The organism is Blastococcus sp. SYSU D00813, from assembly GCF_054050735.1.
This window is the reverse complement of record NZ_JBJGZX010000001.1, coordinates 56,682-79,720: the sequence shown is the minus strand read 5'-3', so window position 1 is coordinate 79,720 and position 23,039 is coordinate 56,682. Positions and strand designations below refer to the sequence as shown.

Here is a 23,039-nt window from a genome sequence, read left to right as displayed (position 1 = left end):
CCCTGACCGGCACACCGTAGACGACTTCGAGGAGCACACCACCATGGACTGGCGCCACCGCGCCCTCTGCCGCGACGAGGACCCGGAGCTGTTCTTCCCGATCGGCACCACGGGTCCCGCCACCGTCCAGGTCGAGCAGGCGAAGGCGGTGTGCCGGCGTTGCCCGGTCGTGCAGTCGTGCCTGGACTGGGCGCTGCGCTCGGGCCAGGACTCCGGCGTCTGGGGCGGTCTCTCCGAGGACGAGCGCCGCGCGCTCAAGCGGCGGCAGTCCCGGACCCGCGTCCGCGCCTGACACCCGCACACCCAGCACCGCGCGAGAGGCCGGCCCGGCTCCCGGGCCGGCCTCTCGCGCGTCCGGGCCCGGTCGCCGTCAGCGGGCGGGGCCGCCCAGGCCGCAGCGCTGGGCCAGCTCCGCGGCGGTCGCCCGGTCGGCGACCTGCAGCTTCGCGAACACGTTGGACACGTGGTTGCGCACCGTCTTGCTGCTGACGCCCAGCGCTTCGGCGATCTGCGGGTTGGTCCGGTGCCGGGCCACCAGCTCCAGCACCTCCCGCTCCCGCGCCGTCAGCTCGGGGAACGGCGGCTCGGACGGCGCCGCCGGCGGCGTGGCGAAGAACGCCGCCAGCCGCAGCGCGATGCTCGGCCCGAAGATGGCCTCCCCCTCGGCGACGGCCCGCACCGAGCGCAGGATCTCCGCCCGCCCGGCGCCCTTGAGCAGGTAGCCGCGGGCGCCGGCCCGCAGCGCGGCGAACACCGAGTCGTCGTCGTCGGACATGCTCAGGACCAGCACGCGCGCGTGCGGGCTGGCCGCCACCAGCCGCTCGGTCGCCGCGACGCCGCCCATCCCCGGCATCCCCAGGTCGAGCAGGACGACGTCGGGCTGGGTCCGGACGACGACGGCGAGCGCCTCCTCGCCGCTGGCGGCCTCCCCGCACACCTCGAGGTCCGGCGCGGTGCCCAGCAGGGCCCGCAGCCCGGCGCGGAAGTGCGCGTGGTCGTCAACCAGCAGGACGCGGATGCGGTCCACGGTGTCCTCCGTCCTCCCCCGGCTCCAGCGGCAGCTCCGCGCGCACGACCGTGCCCCCGCCCGCGCGGCCGGTGACGGTACAGCTCCCGCCGAGCTCGGCCGCGCGCTCCCGCATCGACGCCAGCCCCACGCCGGTCGCCGACGACCGCGCGCCGCCCCGGCCGTCGTCGGCCACCTCGACCACGAGCAGGCCGCCGTCCTCGGTGAGCCGCACCCGCGCCGCCGTCGCCCCGGCGTGCCGGTCGACGTTGGTGACCGCCTCGACCGCGATCCGGTAGGCGGCGACCTCCACCGCGGCCGGCAGCGACCCGAGCGGCCCGGGCACCTCCAGCGTGACCGGCGTCCCCGACCGGGGCCGGCCGGCCAGCGTGGCGGCGAGCGCGCCGGCCAGGCCGAGGTGGTCCAGCGCCGGCGGCCGCAGCCCGTCGACGAGCCGGCGGACGTCGGCCAGCGCCGTCCGCGCGTCCTCGGCGACCTCGTCGAGCAGCTGCCGGACGACGGCGGGGTCGTCGACCTCCCGCGCCGTCTCCGCGCGCATCGCGAGCCCTGCCAGGACCGGGCCGAGGCCGTCGTGGAAGTCCCGGCGCAGCCGGCGCCGCTCCTCCTCCCGGGCGAGCACCAGCCGCTCCCGCGAGCGCTGCAGGTCGGCGGCGAGCCGCCCGGCGCGCTCGCTCTCCCGGCTCGCCCGCACGGCGCCGGCGATGCCCGGCGCCAGGTCCCGGAGCACCCGCAGGTCCCGTCGGCCGAGGGTGGCCTCCCCCGGCCGTGGTGCGAGCAGCAGCCGCCCGACCTGCTCGCCGCCGGAGAGCAGCGGCAGCGCGACGGGGACGCCGGGGAGGTCGCCCGCGGCGATCCGGGCACCGCCGCCGAGGTCGATGCCGGCGCCGGGGAGCTGGAGGGCGTCGCGCACCGTCTCCGCGGCCGAGGCGAGCGACACCGCGTCCGGCGCCGACTCCAGCTGCCGGCCCAGGCGGGCCAGGATGGCGTGCGGGTCGCCGCGCTCGCCGTAGAGCAGGCGGTCCACCCGGCGCTGCAGCCCGCTGCGCACCGGCGCCAGCAGCACGGCGGCGACGACCGCCGCGCCGAGCGAGGCGGGCAGCCGCACCGTGCCGAGCAGGGCGCCGGCCGCGGCGACCCCCGCGAGGTAGGAGGCCGCGACGGCGGCCGACAGCACGACCAGCACCACCGTGCGGCTGATCAGCCGGTCGATGTCGAGGAGCCGGTGGCGGACGACGGCCACCCCGAGGCCGACCGGCAGGAGGCTGGCCGCCACGGCGCCGGCGACCTCCCAGCCGAGGCCGGCCGGGAAGAGCGCGTCCGGGTCGTCGTCGGCCAGCCCGCCGAGCAGCCGGGCGAGGACGAGCAGCACCGCCAGCCCGACCGCGTACGCCAGCCACTCCGCCTGCTGGCGCAGCCGGGAGCCCGGCGGCTCCCGCCGCACCCGGCGGACCAGGTCGATCCCGCCGGCGACCAGGACCAGCCCGGAGGCGAGGACGGAGGCCGAGCCGGCCGCGCCGGCGACGGGCAGCAGGCCGGGGACGCCCAGGGGGTTGGGCCGGCCCGGGACCCCGAGCTCCACGTCCGTCCCCGGGCGCAGGGCGGACAGCACCACCGCGACGGCAGCCAGGGCCGCCAGCGCCCGCAGCGGCCACCGCCAGCCCGCGGTCGCCCGGCCGTCGGGGAAGAACACCGGGGTGACGCTCAGCAGGACGTTGGCGGGGATCCACAGCCACGTCTGCGGCCAGCCCAGGACGGCGGCCGCCGCCGAGCCGTCCGGGGCGCGCAGGGCGGCGAAGCCGCAGGCGTCGAGCAGCGCGAAGCAGGCGGCGCTGCCCAGCAGCAGGAAGCCGACCGGGTTGTCGGGCCGGCGGCGCGCCACCAGGCCGCCGGTGACGGCGCAGGCCGTGACCGGGAGCAGGTGCAGGGTGCCGCCGGCCGGGAGACCGGCGGACAGACCCAGCACCAGACCGGCGGCCGCGAGCGCCAGCACGACCGCCGTGGCCGGCAGCGCGAGCGACCGCAGCCGCGCCGGCCGTGCCGCGGCGGCCCCGGCCGGGACCGCCGCGGGCGCGGGCGGGGCGGCGCGGTGGCCGGCCGTGGTCGACGACACGGCGGGCACCGTAGTGGTCAGCGGGTGACGACGGCGGGCACGGCGCCCGGCCGGCGCGCGGCCAGGGCCGACGTGAGCGCCGTGACTGCGACCCACAGCCCGCCGGGGAGGACGGCCACGTACTGCACGGGCAGCACCTGGGAGGCGGCGAGCAGCAGCGCGAGCACGAGGCTCAGGACGGCGGTCGGGCGGCCCACCGAGCCGTTCCTCAGGCCGCCGACGGCCACCGCGGCGGCCGAGACGCCCAGCGCACCCCACAGCCACGGGATCGTGTTGTAGAGCGCCAGGTGGGCGCCGACGGTGTCGGGGTCGAAGGGCTGGTCGCCGGCGAGCGCCCAGTACAGCTCGGTGCAGATGCCGCCGCCGACCAGCACCGCGACGGCCGTGACCGCGATCCCGGCCGCGGCCAGCCCCGGGACGAGGCTGCCGGCCGGCTCCTGCCGCGCCAGCGACCGGCGCAGCCCGGCGGCGAAGACGAGGAAGCAGACGGCGACGACGGCGCAGACGACCTGCTGCGCCCACACCAGGCCGGCGTTGCCGGTGACGGCGGCCAGCAGGGCGTCGTTGTCCTCGACGACGCCGGCGGACGCGTCGTAGGTGTTGCCGGTGACCACGAGCCCGGGCACGCCGACGACGGCGCCGGCCAGGCCGGTCCAGGCCCAGGCGCGGCCGGGCGGGCGGCCGGGCTGCGCCGGCGGCGCGTGCGGGGTGGCGGGGGCGGGGTGGGTGGCGGTCACGGGTCCTCCTCGGGCTCGGTTCGGGGAGGGAACCGTCGCGCCGCGGGTGACCCGGCCGCATGGGGCGGTGCGTCCCGACCGCCCGGGACACCCGCGGGACGCCCGCCGCGACCGGCTCACCCGGTCGTGGCGCCCGCGCGGGTCACCGGCGGGGGCGGCCCGCCCCGGGCAGGTCGAGCACGACCTCGGTGCCCGTGCCGCCGTCGCCCGGCCGGCCCATCGTCAGGCTCCCGCCGAGCTCGCTGGTGACCAGCGTCCGCACGATCTGCAGCCCGAGACCGTCGCTGGCCGCGGGGTCGAAGCCGGCCGGCAGGCCGGTGCCGTCGTCGCGGACCCGCACGACGAGGTCGTCGCCGTCCCGCTGCGCCTGCAGCTCGATGCTGCCGGTCTCGCCGTCGGGGAAGGCGTGCTCGGCGGCGTTGTGCAGCAGCTCGGTGACCGCGAGGACCAGCGGGGTGGCCGCGGCGGCGGGCAGCTCGCCGAAGGCGCCGATGCGGCAGGTGCGCGCAGCGGGGCCGATCGAGGCCAGGTCGCCGAGCATGGGCAGCACCTGGTCCAGGACGTCGTCGACGTCCACCACGTCCTCGCGGCTGCCGGCCAGCGTCTCGTGCACGACCGCGATGGAGGCGACCCGGCGCACCGACTCCTCGAGCGCGGCGCGGGCGGCGGGCTCGGTCATCCGCCGGGCCTGCAGCCGCAGCAGCGCGGCGACGGTCTGCAGGTTGTTCTTCACGCGGTGGTGGATCTCGCGGATCGTCGCGTCCTTGGTGAGCAGCGCGCGGTCGCGCAGCCGGACGTCGGTCACGTCCCGGACCAGCACCAGCGCGCCCTCCTCGGCCCCCGGCGCCTGCAGCGGCAGGGCCCGCACGAGCAGGGTGGCGCTGACGCCCTCCAGGTCCATCGGCTCGGGGAACCGGCCGGCGACGGCGGCGCGGATCCCCGCGCCCACGGCCTCGCCCGCGACCCGGTCGGCGGCGACCTCCCGGCTCAGCCGCGCGAGGTCGGCGCCCACCACGTCCCCGGTCACCCCGATCCGGCGGTAGGCCGACAGGGCGTTGGGGCTGGCGTAGACCGCGCGGCCGGCGCCGTCCAGGCGCACCAGGCCGTCGCCCACCCGCGGGCTGATCTCGGCGTCGAGGACCTTCTGCGGCGGGAAGGTGCCGGCCGACACCATCAGGCACAGGTCCGCGGCGATGTCGAGGTAGGTGAGCTCCAGGGTCGACGGCGACCGGGTGACGGCGAGGTTGGTGTCCCGGGCCAGGACGGCGACGACGACGCCGTCGTGGCGCACCGGGATGACCTCCCGTCGCCGGGGGGCGGCTCCCGACCAGTCCGGCTCGCCCTCGGTGACCGGCCGGCCCTCCCGGTGGGCCACGACGAAGGGCTCGGCGTCCGCGCCCTCGACCTCGCTGCCGACCAGGTCGTCGGGCTGGCTGGTGGGCGCGGTGAGCGGCCGCACCTGGGCCACGCACCACCAGGCGCCGGTCTTCAGCGGCACCCACAGCGTCAGGTCGGCGAAGGAGAGGTCGGCCAGCAGCTGCCAGTCGGCGACCAGCCGGCGGGCGTGGTCGACCTGGGACGGCGAGGTGGCCGAGCCGCGCGTCAGGCGGTCGGAGAGGCTGCTCATGGTGGCCCCGAGACTAGGCGCCGGCCCCGCCTAGTCTCGGCGGACGTGACCCGCTCCGCCCCCTCCTCCGCCACCTCCTCCGCCACCTCCCCCGCCGCAGCCGTCGTCGTCGAGCCGGCGACCGCGGCCGACTTCGACGACATCCGCCGGCTCACCGTGGGCGTCTACCGCGACGAGGAGCTCGCGGGCGAGGCCTACCTCGGCGAGCTCGGGGACGTGGAGGGCCGGGTCGGGCGCGCCCAGCTGCTCGTGGCCCGTCTCGCGGGCCGGGTCGTGGGCAGCGTCGCGCTCGTGCTGGACGGCGACTTCGGCGAGATCACGGCCGACGACTCCGAGGCCGCGTTCCGCATGCTCGTCGTCGACCCGGGCGCGCGCGGCGCGGGCGTCGGGGAGCTGCTGGTCACCACCTGCCTGGCGCGGGCCCGGGCGGCCGGGAAGACCACGATGGTGCTCTCCACGGACCCGCGGATGACCGCCGCCCACCGGCTGTACGAGCGGCTGGGGTTCCGCCGGCTGCCCGAGCGCGACTGGTCGCCGGTGCCCGGCGTGGACCTGCGGGTGTACGCGCTGCCGCTCTGAGGCCCGGCCGGCTCAGGAGGCGTCGACGGTGGCGATGAGGTCGCCCTCCTGCAAGACCTCGCCCTCGACCACGTGCAGTCCGGTCACGGTGCCGGACCGCTCGGTGAGGACCGGGATCTCCATCTTCATCGACTCGAGGATGACCAGCGTGTCGCCCGCGGCGACCGGGGTGCCGGGCGTCACCAGCACCTTCCACACGCTGGACACCATCTCGGCGTGGATCTCCTCGACCGCCACCGGCACCTCCCCACCTCGACGCTGCCGGTTCATCCAACCACCCGCGGGCCTGCACCGGCCCCGCTGCAGGGGCCCGCGCCGGGCTCGCGCGGCGTGGGGGGCAGCGGGTCCTCCCTCGGGTCAGGCACCCGGCGCGAGGTCCCCGGCGGCCAGTCGCTCCAGCACGGCGCAGACCTCGGGCCCGTCGTGCGGGACGCCGGTCTCCCCCAGGCCCGTGAGGGCGTCGCTGACCGCCCGCGCGGCGGCCGGGACGTCGGCGGCGCCGGCGCTGACCGTGGCCAGCAGCGCGTCGTACCAGCCGTCGAGCCGGTCACCGGGCTCGTAGCCGCGGGTCGCCACGAGCTCCAGCGACCGGCGGCGGCCGCGCAGCCGGCCGGGCCCGGGCAGGCGGCCGGTGACCCGCCCGGCCTGCCCCGGCGGCAACGTGGCGCGCAGCTGCACCGCGACGGCGGCCCGCGTCGGGTCCGCGGGGGTGGGCAGCCGACCGGTCGTGCCGGCCGCGCTGCGCAGCGCGAGCTCGACGGCGTCCACGCCGTGCGCGCGCTCGAGCACCGCCATGTCCAGGGAGAAGCCGGCGGCCACCTCGGCCAGCTCGCCGTCGGGGTCGACGCCGACGGTGACCAGCCCGCGCCAGCCGACGTCCACCAGCCGGCGGACGGCGGGGGGCAGCGGCGGCGGCTCCCCCGGCGTCCACGAGACCCGGGCGATGCCGGCGGCCCGGTCCCGGGTCACGGGGGTGAGGCAGTGCAGCCCCTCGTCGGTGACCCAGGCCAGCAGGCCGCGCTCGCTGGCCGGCTCCACGCCGTCCCCGCCGAGCCGCTCCAGCACGGCGGCGTCGGGACCGACCCAGGTGAGCCCGGCGGCGACGACCGCCCCGGCGAGCCGGGCGTTGCCGGCCAGCGCGGGCGGGACCGGCAGGACGGCGCTGACGCCGCTGCGGCGCGCGGCCTCCACGATCCGGTCGACGGCGAGGTAGGACTCGGCGGCCGGCGCGGGCCCGAGCAGGACGGCGTCGTCGGCCAGCCGCACGTGCAGCGCGGACCGCTCGGCCTCCGAGTGGACGGCGACGGCCTTGACCTCCAGCCGCGAGCAGGCGGCGATCACCGCGCACGCCGCGGGACCGCGCCCGGCGACGAGCACGCTCTCGATCCCCAACTGCGCCACGGCCCGTGGTCCTCCCCGTGTCCGTCCGTGCCGCCCGGCGCGGTCCCCCGCCCCGGACGTGAGAGGCTTGTCCGGTCAGCTTGGCGGGTCCGCCGGGCGCCCGCACAACCGGGTCCCCGGCCCCGACCCGCCGGTCCGGGGCGCCCGACCGGGCGCCTCTCGCGCGAACGAGGGAAGGAGGGCAGCGATGTCCAAGCGTGGACGCAAGCGTCGCTCCCGGAAGGGCAACAAGGCCAACCACGGCAAGCGGCCCAACGCCTGAGGTGCCGGCCCCCGGCGAGGGGGCCGGCGGCGAGCCGCCCCGCCGCTCAGGCGGTGGGGCGCTCGCCGGTCCGCTCGGTGACGACCTCGGTGGTCACCCGCTCGACGCTGACCGTGGTGCCGTCCTCCTCGAAGGAGACGGTGGTCAGCTGCAGCTTGATCCGGTCGCGCAGGCCGACCGGCGGCGCGTCCCCGCCGCAGCGGCGGCGGACCAGCGCCTTGAACTCCTGCTCGATCCCGAACTGCCGCAGGCAGGGCGAGCAGTCCTCGAGGTGCTCGGCGATGACGGCGCGGCGGCTGTCGTCGGTCTCGTGGTCGAGGAACTCGAACACGTGCGACAGGACGTCGTCGCAGGAGTTGATCTCCAGGGAGCCGTCGGCGCCCTCGGTGTGCTGGTGGCCGGAGTGCTCGCTCACGACGCCTCCTCCCCGGCACCGGCGCGGACGAAGCCCCGCTCGCGGGCGTAGTCGGCCAGCAGCTTCTGCAGCCCCCGGCGGCCGCGGTGCAGGCGGGACATCACCGTGCCGATGGGTGTGCCCATGATCTCGGCGATCTCCTTGTAGGCGAAGCCCTCGACGTCGGCCAGGTAGACCGCGAGCCGGAAGTCCTCGGGCAGCTGCTGCAGGGCCTCCTTGATGTCGGAGTCCGGCAGGTGGTCCAGCGCCTCGATCTCGGCGGAGCGCAGGCCGCTGGAGCTGTGCTCCTCGGCGGCGTACAGCTGCCAGTCCTGCACCTGGTCGGTGGGGTACTGCTGCGGCTGCCGCTGCTTCTTCCGGTAGCTGTTGATGTAGGTGTTGGTCAGGATCCGGTACAGCCACGCCTTGAGGTTCGTGCCCTCGGCGAACTGGTGGAAGGCCGAATACGCCTTGACGAACGTCTCCTGCACCAGGTCCTCGGCGTCGGCGGGGTTGCGGGTCATCCGCAGCGCGGCCGGGTACAGCTGGTCGAGGAAGGGCAGCGCGTCGCGCTCGAAGCGGGCGTCGCGCTCGGCGCGGGTCTCGGCCACCTCGGTGCGGCTGCCGCCCTCGCGCGCCTCCGGCACCTCGACGGGCGTCCCCTCGGCGGGCCCGCCCTCGGCAGGCGTCGCCTCGGCGACCGCCGGCTCCTCCGGGGGTGTGCTCGTGGGCTCCTGGGCCACCGACCGTCCTCTCTGCGCACCCCGGACGCGGGGTGCCACCTCGGACGATCCTAGTCGCGCGGCATCGGGGCGGCCCGGCGGCCGCCGGTGCACGGCCGGGCCGGCACCGGCCCGCGAGCGGGCGGTGGGGAGGGTGCTGCTCACGGCCGGTGCAACCGCCGGCGGCACCGGCCTGTTCCCCGCCGCTTCCCCGTCCGCCGGGAACCGGCGGCCCGCCGTTAGAGTCCCGCGCCGTGGCGGCCACCCCCGCGGTCCGGGTCCTCGAGAAGGCCCGCGTCCCGCACACCCTCCACCCCTACGACCCCGAGCACCCGTCCGACCAGGGGCACGGCGAGGCGGCGGTCGCGGCCCTGGGCTCGGACCCCCGCCAGGTGTTCAAGACGCTGGTCACCCGGGTCGACGGGACGCTGACCGTCGCCGTCGTCCCCGTGGCGACGACCCTGGACCTCAAGGCGCTGGCCGCGGCCGCCGGCGGCCGGAAGGCGGCGATGGCCGACCCCGCCGACGCCGAGCGGACCACCGGCTACGTCCTGGGCGGCATCAGCCCGCTGGGCCAGCGCAAGGCGCTGCCGACCGTGGTCGACGAGTCCGCGCTCGGGTTCGCCACGGTGATGGTCAGCGCCGGGCGCCGGGGGCTGCAGGTGGAGCTGCCGCCCGCCGAGCTGGTGCGGCTCACGCGGGCCCGCACCGCGCCGATCGGCCGCTAGCCCCCGCGCCGGCCCGGTGCGCCGTAGGGCGTGAGCAGCTGGTCGACCGGGGCGTGGTCGTCGGTGAGCACCCCGGCGTCGCCGACGAACGCGTCGAGCTCCGCGCCCGCGGCGACCTGCCAGGCGAGGTCGCGCCCGGGCAGCGCGGCGGTGATCTCCTCGACCGGCAGCGGCCGCTGCGAGGCGACGGCGACGACGTTGCCGCCGTCCTCCCCCGCCAGCACCGGCGCCCGTGCGAGCAGCACGACGGAGGCGAACACCTGCCGCAGGGTGGCGAGCTCCGCCCGCACGAAGTCCAGCGGCGGGTGGTCGATCAGGTTGACCACGTAGACGCCGTCGTCGGTCAGCGCGGCGTCGACCTCCTCCAGCGCCTCCACGGTGGTCAGCTGCCACGGCACCGAGAGCCCGCCGAAGGCGTCGCCGACCACGAGGTCGCGGCCGCCGGGCTCCTCGTCGGCCAGGCCGATGCGGGCGTCGACGACGCGGACCGCGAGGTCGTCGGAGGTCTCCAGCCCCAGCTGCTCGCGGTCGACGTCGACGACCCCGGGGTCGACCTCGAGCACCAGGCTCTCGGTGCCCGGCCGGACCTCGGCGAGGTAGCGCGGCACGGTGAGGCCGCCGCCGCCCAGGTGCAGCGCCGACAGCGGCTCGCCCGCGGGGGCGACGACGTCGGTGACCGAGGCGATCGCCCGGATGTACTCGAACTCCAGGTGGGTCGGGTCGGCGAGGTCGACGTAGGAGTGCCGCAGGGTGTCCAGCAGCAGCACCCGGCCGGTGGGCCGGTCGGGGTCGGTCGCCACCCGCGCGCAGTGGTAGGCGGTCTCCTCCTCGCAGGGGCTCGGCGCGAGGGCGGCCAGGAGGGTGCCGACGACGGCCAGCGCGAGCAGCCCGCCGGTCAGCCGGCCGGTGCCGGCGGCGCTGCGGCGCAGGTGCACGGCCGCGGCGATCCCGGCGGCGACGGTGACCAGCCCGGTGCCGACGAGGATGCCGCTGGTCGGGAAGAGCGCGACCAGCACGAAGCCGGTGAGGAAGGTCGCGGCGATCCCGCCCAGCGTGCCGATGCCCGACAGCCGGCCCACCACCGCGCCTGTCTCGGCGAGGCTGGCCAGCTGCAGCTTGACCACCATCGGCGGCACGGCCGACAGCAGCGCGGCGGGCACGACGATCGCGACGAAGGCGAGCAGCAGGACGCTGCCGGCGTCCCCGCCGCTGAAGGCCTCGCCCGTGAAGCGCACCAGCGGGAGCACCGCGACGACGAGGGCGCCGCCGGCCACGACCAGCGGCGGGATCAGCCGCCGCGGGTCGGTGCGGTCGGCGAGGCTGCCGCCGGCCCACGCGCCGACGGCGATGGCCGCCAGCGCGAAGCCGATCACCGCGGTGTTGGTCTGCAGCGTGATGCCGACGTACGGGGCGATCAGCCGCAGCCCGGCGATCTCCAGCACCAGCACGGCGCCGGAGGTGAGGAAGGTCAGGCCGGCGGCGACCCAGCCGGGCAGGGCGCGACCGGCCGGCGCGGGAGCCGTGGCCTCGGCGGGCTGCCCCACCTCAGAACAGCGCCGGCTGGTCGGCCGGCTCGCTGACCGACTCCGAGCGCGCGACCAGCTCGCGCCCGTTGTTCTTGACGCTGTTCACCATCGGGCTCACCGGCCGCAGCTCCAGGGCCTCCACCAGCTCCGGCGGCGTGGGCTGCGCCAGGGCCGCGACGTCGTCGCGCCCCGGGTCGAGCCAGTCGGCCCAGCGGTCGCGGGGCAGCACCAGGGGCATCCGCTCGTGGATCTCGGTGAGCGGGACCTGCGCCGGGGCGGTCACCACCGTGCACGTGTAGAGCCGGTCCTCGCCCTCGCCCCACACCTCCCACAGCCCGGCCATGGCCAGCACCGAGCCGTCGGCCGGGGTGATGAAGTACGGCTGCTTGCCCGGCCGGTCCAGGCGCTTGGCCCACTCGTACCAGCCGTCGGCCGGCACCAGGCAGCGGCGCGAGGCGGCGGCCCGGCGGAAGGCCGGCTTCTCGGTGAGCGACTCGACCCGGGCGTTGAGCAGCCGGTTGCCGATCGAGGCGTCCTTGGCCCAGGAGGGCACCAGCCCCCACCGGACGGCGCGCAGCTCCCGGTGGCCGCCCCCGGTCAGCGCGCCCTCGGCGTCGCGCTCCCGCTTGTGCCGGACCACGTAGACGTCCTTGGTGGGGGCGACGTTGTAGTCCGCGGGGAGCGGCCGCTGCCCCTCGGCGGGGACCGCCTCGAACTCGACCACCAGGTCCTCGGGACGGCGGCTGGCGGCGTACCGACCGCACATCGGGCGGCTCCTCCCTGCAGGGGCGTTGGCGGGTCCGAGCCTAGGTGCGGGGGCCGACAGCCGGGCGCGTGCGGAACCGGCCCGGCGCGGGTAGGGGCTGGCAGTGGCAGACGACGAGGACGAGACGAGGATGACGGCGTGACCGCGACAGACACCCAGCAGGCCAAGACCGCCAGCGACTCCGCCGAGCGCCGGTACGCGACGGTGAACCCGTTCACCGGCGAGACCGAGCGGGAGTTCGACTTCACCCCGACCGAGGAGATCGACGGGATCATCGGCCGGGCGCACGCCGCCTACCGGGAGTGGGCGCAGCGGCCCGTCGCCGAGCGCGCCGCCGTCGTCGGCCGGGCCGCCGAGCTGATGGACGAGCGCCGCGAGGACCTCGCCAAGCTGATCACCACCGAGATGGGCAAGCGGCACGACGAGGCGACCGGCGAGCTGTACCTGTGCTCGATGATCCTCAAGTACTACGCCGAGAACGGCCCGGGCTTCCTCGAGCCGACGCCGATCCAGCCGCTGATGGGCAAGGGCGAGGCGGTGGTCGAGACCCGGCCGATCGGCGTCCTGCTGGCGATCGAGCCCTGGAACTACCCCTTCTACCAGGTGGTCCGCGTGGCCGGCCCGAACCTGGTGCTGGGCAACACGGTGATCCTCAAGCACGCCGAGATCACCCCGCAGTGCGCCGAGGCGATCGAGCAGCTGTTCACCGACGCGGGCGCACCCGAGGGCGTCTTCACCAACACCTTCCTGCGCATCGACGACGTCGAGCAGGTGATCGCCGACCCGCGCGTCCAGGGCGTCACCCTGACCGGCAGCGAGCGGGCCGGCAGCGCCGTGGGCGCCCTCGCCGGCAAGCACCTGAAGAAGTCGGTCCTCGAGCTCGGCGGCAGCGACCCGTTCATCGTGCTCGACGCCGACGACATGGCCGCCACGGTCAAGGCCGCCACCTCGGGCCGGATGCAGAACACCGGCCAGGCCTGCACGGCGTCCAAGCGGCTGATCGTCACCGAGGAGCTGTACGAGCCCTTCGTCGAGGGGCTCAAGCAGGCGTTCTCCACGTTCTCCCCCGGCGACCCGGCCGACCCGTCGACCTCGCTGGCGCCGCTGTCGAGCGAGCGGGCCGCCCAGGACCTGCACGCCCAGATCCAGGACGCGATCGACAAGGGCGCCACCGTCGTGGCGGGCGGCAGGCGACCCGACCGGCCCGGCGCGTTCGTCGAGGCCACGATCCTCACCGACGTCACCCCGGAGATGCGCGCCTACCGCGAGGAGCTCTTCGGTCCTGCGGCCGTCGTCTACAAGGTGAAGGACGACGAGGAGGCCGTCGCGCTGGCCAACGACAGCGACTTCGGCCTGGGCGCCACCGTCATGAGCAGCGACCTGGACCGGGCGCGGGCGGTGGCCGAGCGGCTGGAGGCCGGGATGGTCTGGATCAACCAGCCCACCGGCTCCTCCCCGGAGCTGCCCTTCGGCGGCGTGAAGCGGTCCGGCTACGGCCGGGAGCTCTCCGAGCTGGCCATGTTCGAGTTCGCCAACCGCCGCCTGGTGCGCACCGTCCCGGCGAAGAAGGCCTCGAAGCCGGTCTCCGGCTGAGGACGGGGGCGTGCGTGCGCTCGGGCAGACTGAGGCCGTGACCGAGGTCTGGCCGGCGCCGCACGCCCCCTCCCCCGTCGACTCGGTCGTCGTCCTGCCCGGGTCGAAGTCGATCACGGCGCGGGCACTGGTCCTGGCCGCGCTGGCCGACGGGCAGAGCCGGCTGGTGCGTCCGCTGCGGGCCCGCGACACCGACCTGATGGCCGGCGCACTGCGTGCGCTCGGCGTCCGGATCGACGACGACGGCGCGGACCAGGTGGTGACCCCGGCGCCGTTGCACGGTCCCGCCGAGGTCGACGCCGGCCTGGCCGGCACCGTCCTGCGCTTCCTCCCGCCGGTCGCGGCGCTGGCCGACGGCCCGGTGCGGGTGGACGGCGACCCGCGGCTGCACGAGCGCCCCAACGCCGGCCTGATCGCCGCACTCCGCGACCTCGGGGTCGAGGTGGACGACGGCGGCCGCGGCCGGGCCCCCTTCACCGTGCGCGGGGCCGGCGGCGTGCGCGGCGGCGCGGTGACCGTCGACGCGTCGGAGTCCTCGCAGATCGTCTCCGGCCTGCTGCTGGCCGCCGCCCGGTTCGACCAGGGAGTGGACCTCGCGCTCGCCGGTGGGCTGCCGTCGATGCCGCACGTCGCGATGACCGTGACGACGCTGCGCGAGCACGGGGTCGACGTGACCGCCACCGACCGCGGCTGGCGGGTCGCGCCCGGCCCGGTCCGGGCGCTGGACCGCGTGGTCGAGCCCGACCTGTCCAACGCCGCCCCCTTCCTGGCCGCCGCCCTGGTCACCGGCGGGCGGGTGACCGTGCCGGGCTGGCCGGCGGTCACCACCCAGCCCGGCGCCCAGCTGGAGCGGCTGCTCCCGGCCATGGGCGCCGCGGTCGAGCGCACCGACGAGGGGCTGACCGTCACCGGCACCGGGTCGATCGCGCCGCTGGTCGCCGACCTGGGCGAGGTCGGCGAGCTGACCCCGGTGCTGGCGGCGCTCTGCGCCCTCGCCGACGGCACCTCCCGGCTCACCGGCATCGGGCACCTGCGCGGCCACGAGACCGACCGGCTGCAGGCCCTCGACGAGGTGCTCACCGCGGTCGGCGCGCGGGTGGAGCAGCTGCCCGACGGCCTGGTCGTCGAGCCCGGCCCGCGCCGCCCGGCGGTGCTGGACTCCTACGCCGACCACCGGATGGTGCACGCCGCCGCCGTCCTCGGGCTGGTCGTCGACGGGGTGCGGGTCACCGGCGCCGGCGCGGTCACCAAGACGCTGCCGGACTTCCGCGAGCGCTGGGCCGCGATGCTCGGGAGCGGGTCCTGAGCCCCCGCCGGTTGGACAGCCGCTCGGACGAGGACGACATCCGGTCCCGGCCGAGCCGGCGGGGGTCGCGACCGCGCACCCGCACCCGTCCCGCGCACGACGACGCCGTCCCCGGGCTGGTCGTCGGCGTGGACCGCGGCCGGATGGCGGTCCGGATCGAGGGCCCGGACGGCGCCCCGGTGGAGGTGACCGCGATGCGCGCCCGCGAGCTGGGCCGGCACGGCGTCGTCGTCGGCGACCGGGTGCGGATCGTCGGGGACACCACAGGCCGGCCGGACACGCTGGCCCGCATCGTGGTCATCGAGGAGCGGGCCACCTCGCTGCGGCGGACCGCCGACGACACCGACCCGACCGAGCGCGTCGTCGTCGCCAACGCCGACCTGCTGGTCGTGGTGACCGCGGTCGCCGACCCCGAGCCGGCCCTGGGCTTCCTGGACCGGTGCCTCGTCGCGGCCTACTCCGGCGGGCTCGAACCCCTGCTCTGCCTCACCAAGACCGACCTGGCCAGCGCCCAGCCGCTGCTGGACCGCTACGCGGGCCTGGACGTCGACGCCGTCCCGATGTCGCGGGAGGCGCCGCTCGACGAGCTGCTCGCGCGCATCGGCGGGCGGATGAGCGTCCTCGTCGGCCAGTCCGGTGTCGGCAAGTCGACGCTGGTCAACCGGCTCGTGCCCGACGCCTTCCGGGCCACCGGCGACGTCAGCAAGATCGGCAAGGGCCGGCACACGTCGTCGTCGGCGGTGCTGCTCGACCTGCCGGGCGGAGGGGAGGTCATCGACACCCCGGGCATCCGGTCGTTCGGGCTGGCGCACGTGACCTCGGCCGACGTCGTCGCGGCGTTCGACGACGTCGCCGAGGCGGCCACGGACTGCCCGCCCGGCTGCGGCCACACCGCCGAGGACCCGGAGTGCGCGCTCGACGCCTGGGCCACGGCCGGTCCCCCGGCGCGCGCCGAGCGGCTGGCCAGCCTGCGCCGACTGCTCGGCGCGGTGGGTCAGTCCTCCCCCGGCTCCTGACGGCCGGGCCGGGCGTACCGGCTGGAGCCGAGCCGCTGGCGGAGACTCCGCCGGGGCTCGACGAACAGCGCGTCGTCCATCGGCTCGTCGACCGCCTCGATCAGCACCTCGAGGCCCTCCCCGGTGTGCGTGCCGTCGAGGTCCTCGGTGGACACGCAGACGCCCGTGCCGACGTCGAGCCGCACACGGGTGGCGGTCGGGTAGACCAGGTGGCCGAACCGCTCGGCCCAGTCCCCCCACTCGTCCCGGTCGATGCGCGCGTCGCGCAGCAGCGAGCAGCAGCCGCAGCGCGGCTCGTAGCGGTCCGTCGTCACGACGACCGCCTCCCAGGCCGGCCGGCCGCCGTGCACCACCTCGGCCACCCCCTCCACCCGCAGCGCGACGCCGGCGCGGTCTCCCGTGCCCGGTTCCAGCCCGTCGGCGAGCTCGACCGGGTCGAGCGCCGCCACCCACCGGTAGTCGCGGTACATCGGGTCGTCGTAGGAGACGCCCTGCGACGACGGCCGCTCCGCGACGAGGCCGTCGCTCCGGCGCCTCGGCGACGGCACGTCGGCCGCGCGGAGGAGCTCGACGGTGGCGCTGCTCCCGTCGTCGGTCAACAGCCCCATCCGTCGCGGCTCGTCGCGGACGACCTGCACCAGTGCGCCGTCCGGCGTCTCGACCCGCAGCCGGTCGGGACGGCGGAGCCACGCGCGCACCGGGTCCCCGGACCGCGCGTCGCGGTAGGTGAACCGCAGCGTCGACCACAGCCACGGCGAGGACCGGGCGAGCGCGCGGAAGTCCTCGGCGTCGGGCACCGGTCGAGTGTGGACCGACCTCTGGACGAGGACCATCGGGTTCTGCCCCCTCGCAGGGGCCGGCCGAGAGCGTGCGGGCGGTGGGCGAGGGGGTCCTCCCTCAGACGTCGACCCAGCCGCCGCTGCGCCAGTAGAGGCCCGCCTCGCGGGTGAGCAGGCCCTCGTCGACCAGGTGGCGCCGCAGGGCGGCGGTGTCCGGGTGCCAGACGGCGAGCAGCGCGTTGACCTCGCGCTCGGGGTACCGGACCCCGACGTCGAACACCCGCACCAGGTGCTCGAGCACGACCCGCCGCTTCGTCGCCTGCGCCGGGATCGACACCAGCCGGCCGTCCCGGACGAACGCCGACAGCACCGCGTCCTCGGCCGGGTCGTCCGACAGCGGCTCGGGCCGGGGCGCGGCCTGGGCGGCGGCCCGCGCGGCGGCGCCGAACCGGTCGGTCAGCAGCTCGAGCGCGTGCCGGTCGCGCCGCACGAGACCCGCCCGGGCCAGCCGGCGGGCGGCCAGCGCGACGTCCTTGAGCGACAGCCCGGACGCCTGCGCGACCTCCTCGATGGTGGCCGCGCCCAGCGCCAGCGCGGCCACGACGCGCAGCCGCGTCGGGTCGGCGAGCAGCCCCGCGATCGTCGTCGCGTCGGGTCTCGCGTCCACACCTCCGACGGTAACCAGGTGCCGCCCGCTAGGTTCGGTGTCCATGACGTCGGGCCGCGACCACACCGGGGACATGCACCTGGCGCACGTGCTGGCCGACCAGGCCGACTCGATCAGCATGGACCGGTTCCGCGCGCAGGACCTCCAGGTCGACACCAAGCCCGACCTCACCCCGGTCACCGACGCCGACCGGGCGGTCGAGGAGCAGCTGCGGATCACCCTCGCCCGGGCGCGCACCCGCGACGCCGTGCTGGGCGAGGAGATGGGCACGACCGGACACGGGCCCCGCCGCTGGGTGCTCGACCCGATCGACGGCACGAAGAACTTCGTCCGCGGCGTCCCGGTCTGGGCCACGCTCATCGCGCTCTTCGACGGCGACGAGCCGGTGGTCGGGCTGGTCTCGGCGCCGGCGCTCAACCGCCGCTGGTGGGCCGCCAAGGGCGTGGGGGCCTGGACCGGACGGCGGCTGGAGTCGGCCACCCGCTGCCGGGTCTCCGGCGTGCGCGACCTGGCCGACGCGAGCCTCAGCTACTCCTCGCTGTCGGGCTGGGAGGAGCGCGGGATGCTCGACGGCTTCCTCGACCTGACCCGCACGGTGTGGCGGACCCGTGCCTACGGCGACTTCTGGAGCTACGTGCTGCTCGCCGAGGGCGCGGTCGACCTCGCCTGCGAGCCGGAGGTCTCGGTGTGGGACCTCGCCGCCCTCGACGTCATCGTCCGCGAGGCCGGCGGCACGTTCACCGACGTGACCGGCGCGCCCGGCCCGGCCGGCGGCAGCGCGCTGGCCACCAACGGCGCGCTGCACGCGGCCGCCCTGTCCTACCTGAAGGCCTCCGCTCGGCCCTGAGCCGGGCCGGCGCCGTGCGCCGTCCCACCGGAGCGGCCGTTGCGGTCGGCCAGCAGGCCGGCCAGCGTGCTCAGCGCGATCTCCGCCGGCGCCTTCGAGCCGATGTCGAGCCCGATCGGGCGGTGCACGCGGGCGATCTCGGCCGGCGGGACGCCGAGCGCCGCCAGCGCGGCCACGTGCGGGCCCTCGTGCCGCGGGTTGCCCATGACGCCGACCCAGCGCACCGGCCGGGCGAGCGCGTCGCGCAGCACCTCGCCCAGCTCGGGGCGGTGGTGGTCGGTGACGACGACGTCGGCGTCCTCGAACCGCACCTCCACCTCGTCGAACCGGGTCGCCCCGGCACCCCGCGCCGGGTCCGGGTCCAGCAGCACCGTGCGGTAGCCCAGCTCCGGTGCCCAGCGCAGCAGCACCTCGGCGGTCGGCGAGGCGAAGACGGCGACGAGCACCCGCTCGGTCACGCCGCACCCCGCTCCGGGCTGTCGCCGTAGCCGGGACCGGTGGCCGCGTACCGGGCGCCCTGCGCCACGTCGGGCGGGGCGATCTCCGCCAGCCGCGCCAGGTCCTGCGCGGTCAGCTCCACCGCCGCCGCGCCGACGTTCTCCTCGAGGTTGCGCCGCCGCTTCGTGCCCGGGATCGGGACGACGTCGTCACCCTGGGCCAGGACCCACGCCAGCGCGAGCTGCCCGGCGGTCGCTCCCTTCTCCTCCGCCATCGCCCGCACCGCGTCGACCAGCCGCAGGTTGGCGGTGAACGCCTCGCCCTGGAACCGCGGCATCCGCCGCCGCCAGTCGTCCTCGGCGAAGTCGGCCGGGGTCCGGACGGCGCCGGTGAGGAAGCCGCGGCCCAGGGGGCTGTAGGGCACCAGCCCGACCCCGTGCTCGCGCGCCACCCCCAGCACCTCCGGTTCCAGGTCGCGCGTCCACAGCGACCACTCGCTCTGCAGCGCCGCGATCGGGTGGACGGCCGCGGCCCGCCGGATCGAGGCCGCGCTGGCCTCCGACAGCCCGAGGTGGCGGACCTTGCCCTGCTGCACCAGCTCGGCCATCGCGCCGACGGTGTCCTCGATGGGGACGGCGGGGTCGACCCGGTGCTGGTAGTAGAGGTCGATCGTGTCCACCCGCAGCCGGCGCAGGCTGGCCTCGGCGCAGGCGCGGACGTTCTCCGGCCGGCCGTCGATGCGCATCCCGCGCTCCCCCGGCGAGAGCGAGAACTTGGTCGCCAGCACGACCTCGTCCCGCCGGCCGGCGATCGCCTGGCCGACGAGCTCCTCGTTGTGCCCGTCGCCGTAGACGTCGGCGGTGTCGAGCAGGGTCACGCCGAGGTCCAGGGCGCGGTGGATCGTGGCGATCGACTCGTCCCGGTCTGCGGCGCCGTACATCTCGCTCATGCCCATGCAGCCGAGGCCGAGGGCAGAGACGGTCAGCCCGTCGCCGAGGGTGCGGGTGCCGAGGGGTGCGGTCACCACCGCATCCTCGCCTCCCCGCTCAGCGCCGCGCCAGGCCGTCGATGCGGGTCACCTCGTCGGCCGAGAGCGCGAACCCGCCGATCGCCAGGTTGGCCCGGATCCGCTCCGGGGTGGCCGACTTGGGGATGACGACGACGCCGTGCTCGACGTGCCAGCGCAGCACCACCTGCGCGGGGGTGACGCCGTGGGCGGCGGCGACCTCGGCGAGCACCGGGTCGGCCAGGTCGGTGTTCTCGAACGGGCTGTAGCCCTCCAGGACGACCCCGCGCTCGCGGTGTCCCTCCTCCACGGCCGGGTCGTACCTCGCGGGCGCCCAGCTGACCTGGTTGACCTGCGGTGTCACCCCGGTCGCCCGGGTCAGCGCGTCGACCTGGTCGAGGGAGTGGTTGCTCACGCCGATGGCCCGCGCCCGGCCGTCCTCGCGGGCGGCGACGAAGCGCTCCCAGACGGCCTCGCTCCCGCCGGGCGGCGGCCAGTGCAGCAGCCACAGGTCGACCGCGTCGAGGCCGAGCGCGTCGAGCGACTCGTCCAGCACCCGGTCGGCCCGGCCGGTCTCCCGCGGCGGCAGCTTGGTGGTCACGAACACCTCGTCGCGGTCGAGCCCCGAGTCGCGCAGCGCCCGCCCGACCTCGGCCTCGTTGCGGTACATGGTCGCGGTGTCGAGGTGGCGGTACCCGGCGTCCAGCGCGGTGCCGACCGCGGAGGAGCAGGCACGGCCGGTGAGCTGCCAGGTGCCGAACCCGAGCAGCGGCATGGTGCCGCCGCCGGACAGCGACGCGGCGGGGACGGTCTCGGTCATGGCCGGTCCCGTGCCCGCCGGCCGGCGCGACGACACCCGGCGCGCGCGGCGGCCCGCTCTGCTGGGATGGGGACGGCGCCGCCCGTCCGGGCCCCCGGGCGCCGAACGAGGAGGTCCGCCGTGCAGTACGCCGAATCCGTGGTCGACCTGGTCGGGAACACCCCGCTGGTCCGGCTCAACTCGGTCACCCGGGACCTCGGCCCCGACGCGCCGCTGGTGCTGGCGAAGGTCGAGTACCTCAACCCCGGCGGGTCGGTGAAGGACCGCATCGCCGTCCGGATGGTGGACGCCGCCGAGGCGAGCGGCGCGCTGCGGCCGGGCGGCACCATCGTCGAGCCGACCAGCGGCAACACCGGCATCGGGCTGGCCCTGGTCGCCCAGCAGCGCGGTTACCGGTGCGTCTTCATCTGCCCCGACAAGGTCGGCCAGGAGAAGATCAACGTGCTCAAGGCCTACGGCGCCGAGGTCGTCGTCTGCCCCACCGCCGTCGACCCCTCGGACCCCCGCTCGTACTACTCGGTCTCCGACCGGCTGGCCCGCGAGACCCCCGGCGGCTGGAAGCCCGACCAGTACTCCAACCCGGCCAACCCGCGGTCGCACTACGAGACGACCGGCCCGGAGATCTGGGCGCAGACCGAGGGCCGGATCACCACGTTCGTCACCGGCATGGGCACCGGCGGCACCATCAGCGGCATCGGCCGCTACCTCAAGGAGATCTCCGGCGGCCGGGTCCGCGTCGTCGGCGCCGACCCGGAGGGCTCGGTCTACTCCGGCGGCACCGGCCGGCCGTACCTGGTCGAGGGCGTCGGCGAGGACTTCTGGCCCTCGACCTACGACCGCGGGATCGCCGACGAGGTGATCGCCGTCTCCGACGGCGACTCCTTCGCCATGACGAGGCGGCTGGCCCGCGAGGAGGGGCTGCTGGTCGGCGGCTCGTGCGGGATGGCGGTGGTCGCCGCCCTGCGGGCCGCCGAGAAGCTCACGAAGGACGACGTCCTGGTCGTCCTGCTGCCCGACGGCGGCCGGGGCTACCTGAACAAGATCTTCAACGACGCGTGGATGGCCGACTACGGCTTCCTGGCGGCGACCGGCGGCGAGACCGTCGGCGAGCTGCTGCACACCAAGTCCGGCGAGACGCCGTCGCTGGTGCACACGCACCCCAACGAGACCGTGCGGGAGGCGATCGACATCCTGCGCGAGTACGGCGTGAGCCAGATGCCGGTGGTGCGCGCCGAGCCGCCGGTGACCGCGGGCGAGGTGGTCGGTTCGGTGGACGAGAAGGTGCTGCTCGACGCGCTGTTCGCCGGCCGCGCCTCGCTCGCCGACCGGGTGGAGAAGCACATGTCCGCCCCGCTGCCGATCATCGGCTCCGGCGAACCGGTGAGCGAGGCGGTGAGCGCGTTCGGCGCGGCCGACGCCCTGCTCGTGCACGTCGACGGCAAGCCCGCCGGCGTGGTCACCCGGCAGGACGTCCTCGGCCACCTGGCCGGTCACACAGCCGGTCTCGCGCCTACGGTCGGCGCATGAGCAGCGACCACGGGTTCAGCACCCGCGCGATCCACGCCGGGCAGGACCCCGACCCGGCCACCGGGGCGGTGGTCCCGCCGCTGCACCTGACGACGACGTTCAAGCAGGACGGCGTCGGCGGGCTGCGGCAGGGCTACGAGTACAGCCGCAGCGCCAACCCGACCCGCACGGCGCTGCAGGAGGCCCTGGCCGCGCTGGAGGAGGGCGCCGCGGGGCTGGCGTTCGCCTCCGGGCTGGCGGCCGAGGACACCCTGCTGCGCACCGTCTGCGAGCCCGGCTCCCACGTCGTCCTGGCCGGGGACGCCTACGGCGGCACCTTCCGGCTGCTGTCCAAGGTGGCCGCGCGCTGGGGCGTCGAGCACACGCCGGTCGACCTCGGCGACCTGGACGCCGTCCGCGCGGCGGTGCGCGACACCACCCGGGTCCTGTGGTGCGAGACGCCGACCAACCCGCTGCTCAACGTCGCCGACGTCGCCGGCCTGGCCGGGATCGCGCACGAGGCCGGCGCGCTGCTCGTCGTCGACAACACCTTCGCCTCGCCCTACCTGCAGCGGCCGCTGACGCTCGGCGCCGACGTCGTCGTGCACTCGACGACCAAGTACCTGGGCGGGCACTCCGACGTCGTCGGCGGGGCGCTCGTCGTCGCCGACGCCGACCTGGCCGAGCAGCTGGCCTTCCACCAGAACGCGATGGGCGCGGTCAACGGCCCGTTCGACGCGTGGCTGGTGCTGCGCGGGATCAAGACCCTCGGCGTGCGGATGGACCGGCACTGCGCCAACGCCGCCCGGGTCGTGGACTTCCTCACGGGCCGGCCCGAGGTCTGCGCCGTCCTCTACCCCGGCCTCCCCGACCACCCGGGGCACGAGGTCGCCGCCCGGCAGATGTCCGGCTTCGGCGGCATGGTGTCGTTCCGGCTGACCGGCGGCGAGGAAGCGGCGCTGCGGGTCTGCGAGCGCACGGAGCTGTTCACGCTGGCCGAGTCCCTGGGCGGGGTGGAGTCGCTGGTGGAGCACCCGCACCGGATGACGCACGCCAGCGCCGCCGGCTCTCCCCTGGAGGTCCCGGCCGACCTGGTCCGCCTGTCGGTGGGCATCGAGGACGCCGAGGACCTGCTCGCCGACCTGGAGCAGGCGCTCGCCTGACCCCGTTCCCGCCCGGAGG

Annotated in this window: 25 protein-coding genes; 10 read left to right on the top strand and 15 right to left on the bottom strand. The window is 76.5% G+C overall.

Annotated features, from left to right (window positions below):
• Positions 1 to 43: 43 nt before the first annotated feature.
• Positions 44 to 292: a WhiB family transcriptional regulator gene (locus ACI8AX_RS00420; protein ID WP_091943317.1), complete on the top strand. Its 249-nt coding sequence runs from the start codon at positions 44 to 46 to the stop codon at positions 290 to 292.
• 78 nt (positions 293 to 370) lie between these two features.
• On the opposite strand, the gene ACI8AX_RS00415 is transcribed toward ACI8AX_RS00420, so the two are convergent.
• From ACI8AX_RS00415 to ACI8AX_RS00400, 4 genes are all read right to left on the bottom strand, one after another.
• The gene (locus ACI8AX_RS00415) at positions 371 to 1,027 is read right to left on the bottom strand and encodes a response regulator (protein ID WP_456547811.1); all 657 of its coding nucleotides are present in this window, start codon (positions 1,025 to 1,027) and stop codon (positions 371 to 373) included.
• Positions 999 to 3,137 (bottom strand): sensor histidine kinase, encoded by a 2,139-nt coding sequence (locus ACI8AX_RS00410; RefSeq protein WP_456547810.1) that lies wholly within the window; start codon positions 3,135 to 3,137, stop codon positions 999 to 1,001. Before ACI8AX_RS00410 ends, ACI8AX_RS00415 begins: the two co-directional genes overlap by 29 nt.
• Before the next feature lie 17 nt (positions 3,138 to 3,154).
• A complete protein-coding gene (locus tag ACI8AX_RS00405) occupies positions 3,155 to 3,874 on the bottom strand; it encodes a hypothetical protein (RefSeq protein WP_456547809.1) in 720 nt (239 codons plus the stop codon).
• Positions 3,875 to 4,016: 142 nt separating this feature from the next.
• Complete coding sequence (locus ACI8AX_RS00400) at positions 4,017 to 5,501, bottom strand: sensor histidine kinase (protein WP_456547808.1); 1,485 nt, start codon at positions 5,499 to 5,501, stop codon at positions 4,017 to 4,019.
• A gap of 45 nt (positions 5,502 to 5,546) precedes the next feature.
• On the opposite strand from ACI8AX_RS00400, the gene ACI8AX_RS00395 reads away from it, so the two are divergent.
• Positions 5,547 to 6,080 (top strand): GNAT family N-acetyltransferase, encoded by a 534-nt coding sequence (locus tag ACI8AX_RS00395; protein WP_456547807.1) that lies wholly within the window; start codon positions 5,547 to 5,549, stop codon positions 6,078 to 6,080.
• A 12-nt stretch (positions 6,081 to 6,092) separates the two neighbouring features.
• On the opposite strand, the gene ACI8AX_RS00390 is transcribed toward ACI8AX_RS00395, so the two are convergent.
• Together ACI8AX_RS00390 and ACI8AX_RS00385 are read right to left on the bottom strand one after the other, a co-directional pair.
• Positions 6,093 to 6,317, bottom strand: a complete 225-nt coding sequence (locus ACI8AX_RS00390) for a biotin/lipoyl-binding carrier protein (protein ID WP_456547806.1) — start codon at positions 6,315 to 6,317, stop codon at positions 6,093 to 6,095.
• A 120-nt stretch (positions 6,318 to 6,437) separates the two neighbouring features.
• The gene (locus ACI8AX_RS00385) at positions 6,438 to 7,481 is read right to left on the bottom strand and encodes a biotin carboxylase N-terminal domain-containing protein (RefSeq protein WP_456547805.1); all 1,044 of its coding nucleotides are present in this window, start codon (positions 7,479 to 7,481) and stop codon (positions 6,438 to 6,440) included.
• Between the two features lie 187 nt (positions 7,482 to 7,668).
• On the opposite strand from ACI8AX_RS00385, the gene ACI8AX_RS00380 reads away from it, so the two are divergent.
• Positions 7,669 to 7,743 carry a 50S ribosomal protein bL37 gene (locus tag ACI8AX_RS00380; RefSeq protein ID WP_014377707.1) on the top strand — a complete coding sequence of 25 codons (75 nt, stop codon included), beginning with the start codon at positions 7,669 to 7,671 and terminating at the stop codon, positions 7,741 to 7,743.
• 46 nt (positions 7,744 to 7,789) lie between these two features.
• Here ACI8AX_RS00380 and rsrA read toward each other — a convergent pair whose 3' ends face one another.
• Together rsrA and ACI8AX_RS00370 are read right to left on the bottom strand one after the other, a co-directional pair.
• Positions 7,790 to 8,158 (bottom strand): mycothiol system anti-sigma-R factor, encoded by a 369-nt coding sequence (gene rsrA, locus ACI8AX_RS00375; RefSeq protein ID WP_456547804.1) that lies wholly within the window; start codon positions 8,156 to 8,158, stop codon positions 7,790 to 7,792.
• Positions 8,155 to 8,880 (bottom strand): sigma-70 family RNA polymerase sigma factor, encoded by a 726-nt coding sequence (locus ACI8AX_RS00370; protein WP_456547803.1) that lies wholly within the window; start codon positions 8,878 to 8,880, stop codon positions 8,155 to 8,157. Before ACI8AX_RS00370 ends, rsrA begins: the two co-directional genes overlap by 4 nt.
• Before the next feature lie 233 nt (positions 8,881 to 9,113).
• Here ACI8AX_RS00370 and ybaK point away from each other — a divergent pair, with 233 nt between their 5' ends.
• Positions 9,114 to 9,587, top strand: a complete 474-nt coding sequence (gene ybaK, locus ACI8AX_RS00365; protein ID WP_456547802.1) for a Cys-tRNA(Pro) deacylase — start codon at positions 9,114 to 9,116, stop codon at positions 9,585 to 9,587.
• On the opposite strand, the gene ACI8AX_RS00360 is transcribed toward ybaK, so the two are convergent.
• Both ACI8AX_RS00360 and ACI8AX_RS00355 read right to left on the bottom strand, forming a co-directional pair.
• A complete protein-coding gene (locus tag ACI8AX_RS00360) occupies positions 9,584 to 11,131 on the bottom strand; it encodes a fused MFS/spermidine synthase (protein ID WP_456547801.1) in 1,548 nt (515 codons plus the stop codon). The genes ybaK and ACI8AX_RS00360 overlap by 4 nt on opposite strands.
• A gap of 1 nt (position 11,132) precedes the next feature.
• Positions 11,133 to 11,879 (bottom strand): SOS response-associated peptidase, encoded by a 747-nt coding sequence (locus ACI8AX_RS00355; protein ID WP_456547800.1) that lies wholly within the window; start codon positions 11,877 to 11,879, stop codon positions 11,133 to 11,135.
• Between the two features lie 138 nt (positions 11,880 to 12,017).
• Here ACI8AX_RS00355 and ACI8AX_RS00350 point away from each other — a divergent pair, with 138 nt between their 5' ends.
• The 3 genes from ACI8AX_RS00350 to rsgA are packed head-to-tail and all read left to right on the top strand — an operon-like array spanning position 12,018 to position 15,794.
• Positions 12,018 to 13,472, top strand: a complete 1,455-nt coding sequence (locus ACI8AX_RS00350; RefSeq protein ID WP_456547799.1) for an NAD-dependent succinate-semialdehyde dehydrogenase — start codon at positions 12,018 to 12,020, stop codon at positions 13,470 to 13,472.
• 37 nt (positions 13,473 to 13,509) lie between these two features.
• Positions 13,510 to 14,778: a 3-phosphoshikimate 1-carboxyvinyltransferase gene (aroA, locus tag ACI8AX_RS00345; RefSeq protein ID WP_456547798.1), complete on the top strand. Its 1,269-nt coding sequence runs from the start codon at positions 13,510 to 13,512 to the stop codon at positions 14,776 to 14,778.
• An 11-nt stretch (positions 14,779 to 14,789) separates the two neighbouring features.
• Positions 14,790 to 15,794, top strand: a complete 1,005-nt coding sequence (gene rsgA / locus ACI8AX_RS00340; protein ID WP_456547797.1) for a ribosome small subunit-dependent GTPase A — start codon at positions 14,790 to 14,792, stop codon at positions 15,792 to 15,794.
• Here rsgA and ACI8AX_RS00335 read toward each other — a convergent pair.
• Together ACI8AX_RS00335 and ACI8AX_RS00330 are read right to left on the bottom strand one after the other, a co-directional pair.
• Positions 15,773 to 16,591: a hypothetical protein gene (locus ACI8AX_RS00335; protein WP_456547796.1), complete on the bottom strand. Its 819-nt coding sequence runs from the start codon at positions 16,589 to 16,591 to the stop codon at positions 15,773 to 15,775. The two genes, rsgA and ACI8AX_RS00335, sit on opposite strands and share 22 nt — an antisense overlap.
• Before the next feature lie 100 nt (positions 16,592 to 16,691).
• A complete protein-coding gene (locus ACI8AX_RS00330; RefSeq protein WP_456547795.1) occupies positions 16,692 to 17,240 on the bottom strand; it encodes a DUF2087 domain-containing protein in 549 nt (182 codons plus the stop codon).
• A 43-nt stretch (positions 17,241 to 17,283) separates the two neighbouring features.
• Between ACI8AX_RS00330 and hisN the strand changes: the two genes are divergently transcribed.
• Entirely contained in the window at positions 17,284 to 18,087 is an 804-nt protein-coding gene (gene hisN / locus ACI8AX_RS00325) for a histidinol-phosphatase (protein ID WP_456547794.1), read from the top strand.
• On the opposite strand, the gene ACI8AX_RS00320 is transcribed toward hisN, so the two are convergent.
• Genes ACI8AX_RS00320 through ACI8AX_RS00310 form a run of 3 tightly spaced genes read right to left on the bottom strand, consistent with a single transcriptional unit; the run spans position 18,060 to position 20,351 of the window.
• Positions 18,060 to 18,545, bottom strand: a complete 486-nt coding sequence (locus tag ACI8AX_RS00320; protein WP_456547793.1) for an XdhC family protein — start codon at positions 18,543 to 18,545, stop codon at positions 18,060 to 18,062. The genes hisN and ACI8AX_RS00320 overlap by 28 nt on opposite strands.
• Positions 18,542 to 19,549 (bottom strand): aldo/keto reductase, encoded by a 1,008-nt coding sequence (locus ACI8AX_RS00315; protein ID WP_456547792.1) that lies wholly within the window; start codon positions 19,547 to 19,549, stop codon positions 18,542 to 18,544. Before ACI8AX_RS00315 ends, ACI8AX_RS00320 begins: the two co-directional genes overlap by 4 nt.
• 22 nt (positions 19,550 to 19,571) lie before the next feature.
• The gene (locus tag ACI8AX_RS00310) at positions 19,572 to 20,351 is read right to left on the bottom strand and encodes an aldo/keto reductase (RefSeq protein WP_456547791.1); all 780 of its coding nucleotides are present in this window, start codon (positions 20,349 to 20,351) and stop codon (positions 19,572 to 19,574) included.
• Between the two features lie 120 nt (positions 20,352 to 20,471).
• On the opposite strand from ACI8AX_RS00310, the gene ACI8AX_RS00305 reads away from it, so the two are divergent.
• Positions 20,472 to 21,878 carry a cystathionine beta-synthase gene (locus ACI8AX_RS00305; protein WP_456547790.1) on the top strand — a complete coding sequence of 469 codons (1,407 nt, stop codon included), beginning with the start codon at positions 20,472 to 20,474 and terminating at the stop codon, positions 21,876 to 21,878.
• Positions 21,875 to 23,020: a cystathionine gamma-synthase gene (locus ACI8AX_RS00300; protein ID WP_456547789.1), complete on the top strand. Its 1,146-nt coding sequence runs from the start codon at positions 21,875 to 21,877 to the stop codon at positions 23,018 to 23,020. Before ACI8AX_RS00305 ends, ACI8AX_RS00300 begins: the two co-directional genes overlap by 4 nt.
• Positions 23,021 to 23,039 lie beyond the last annotated feature (19 nt).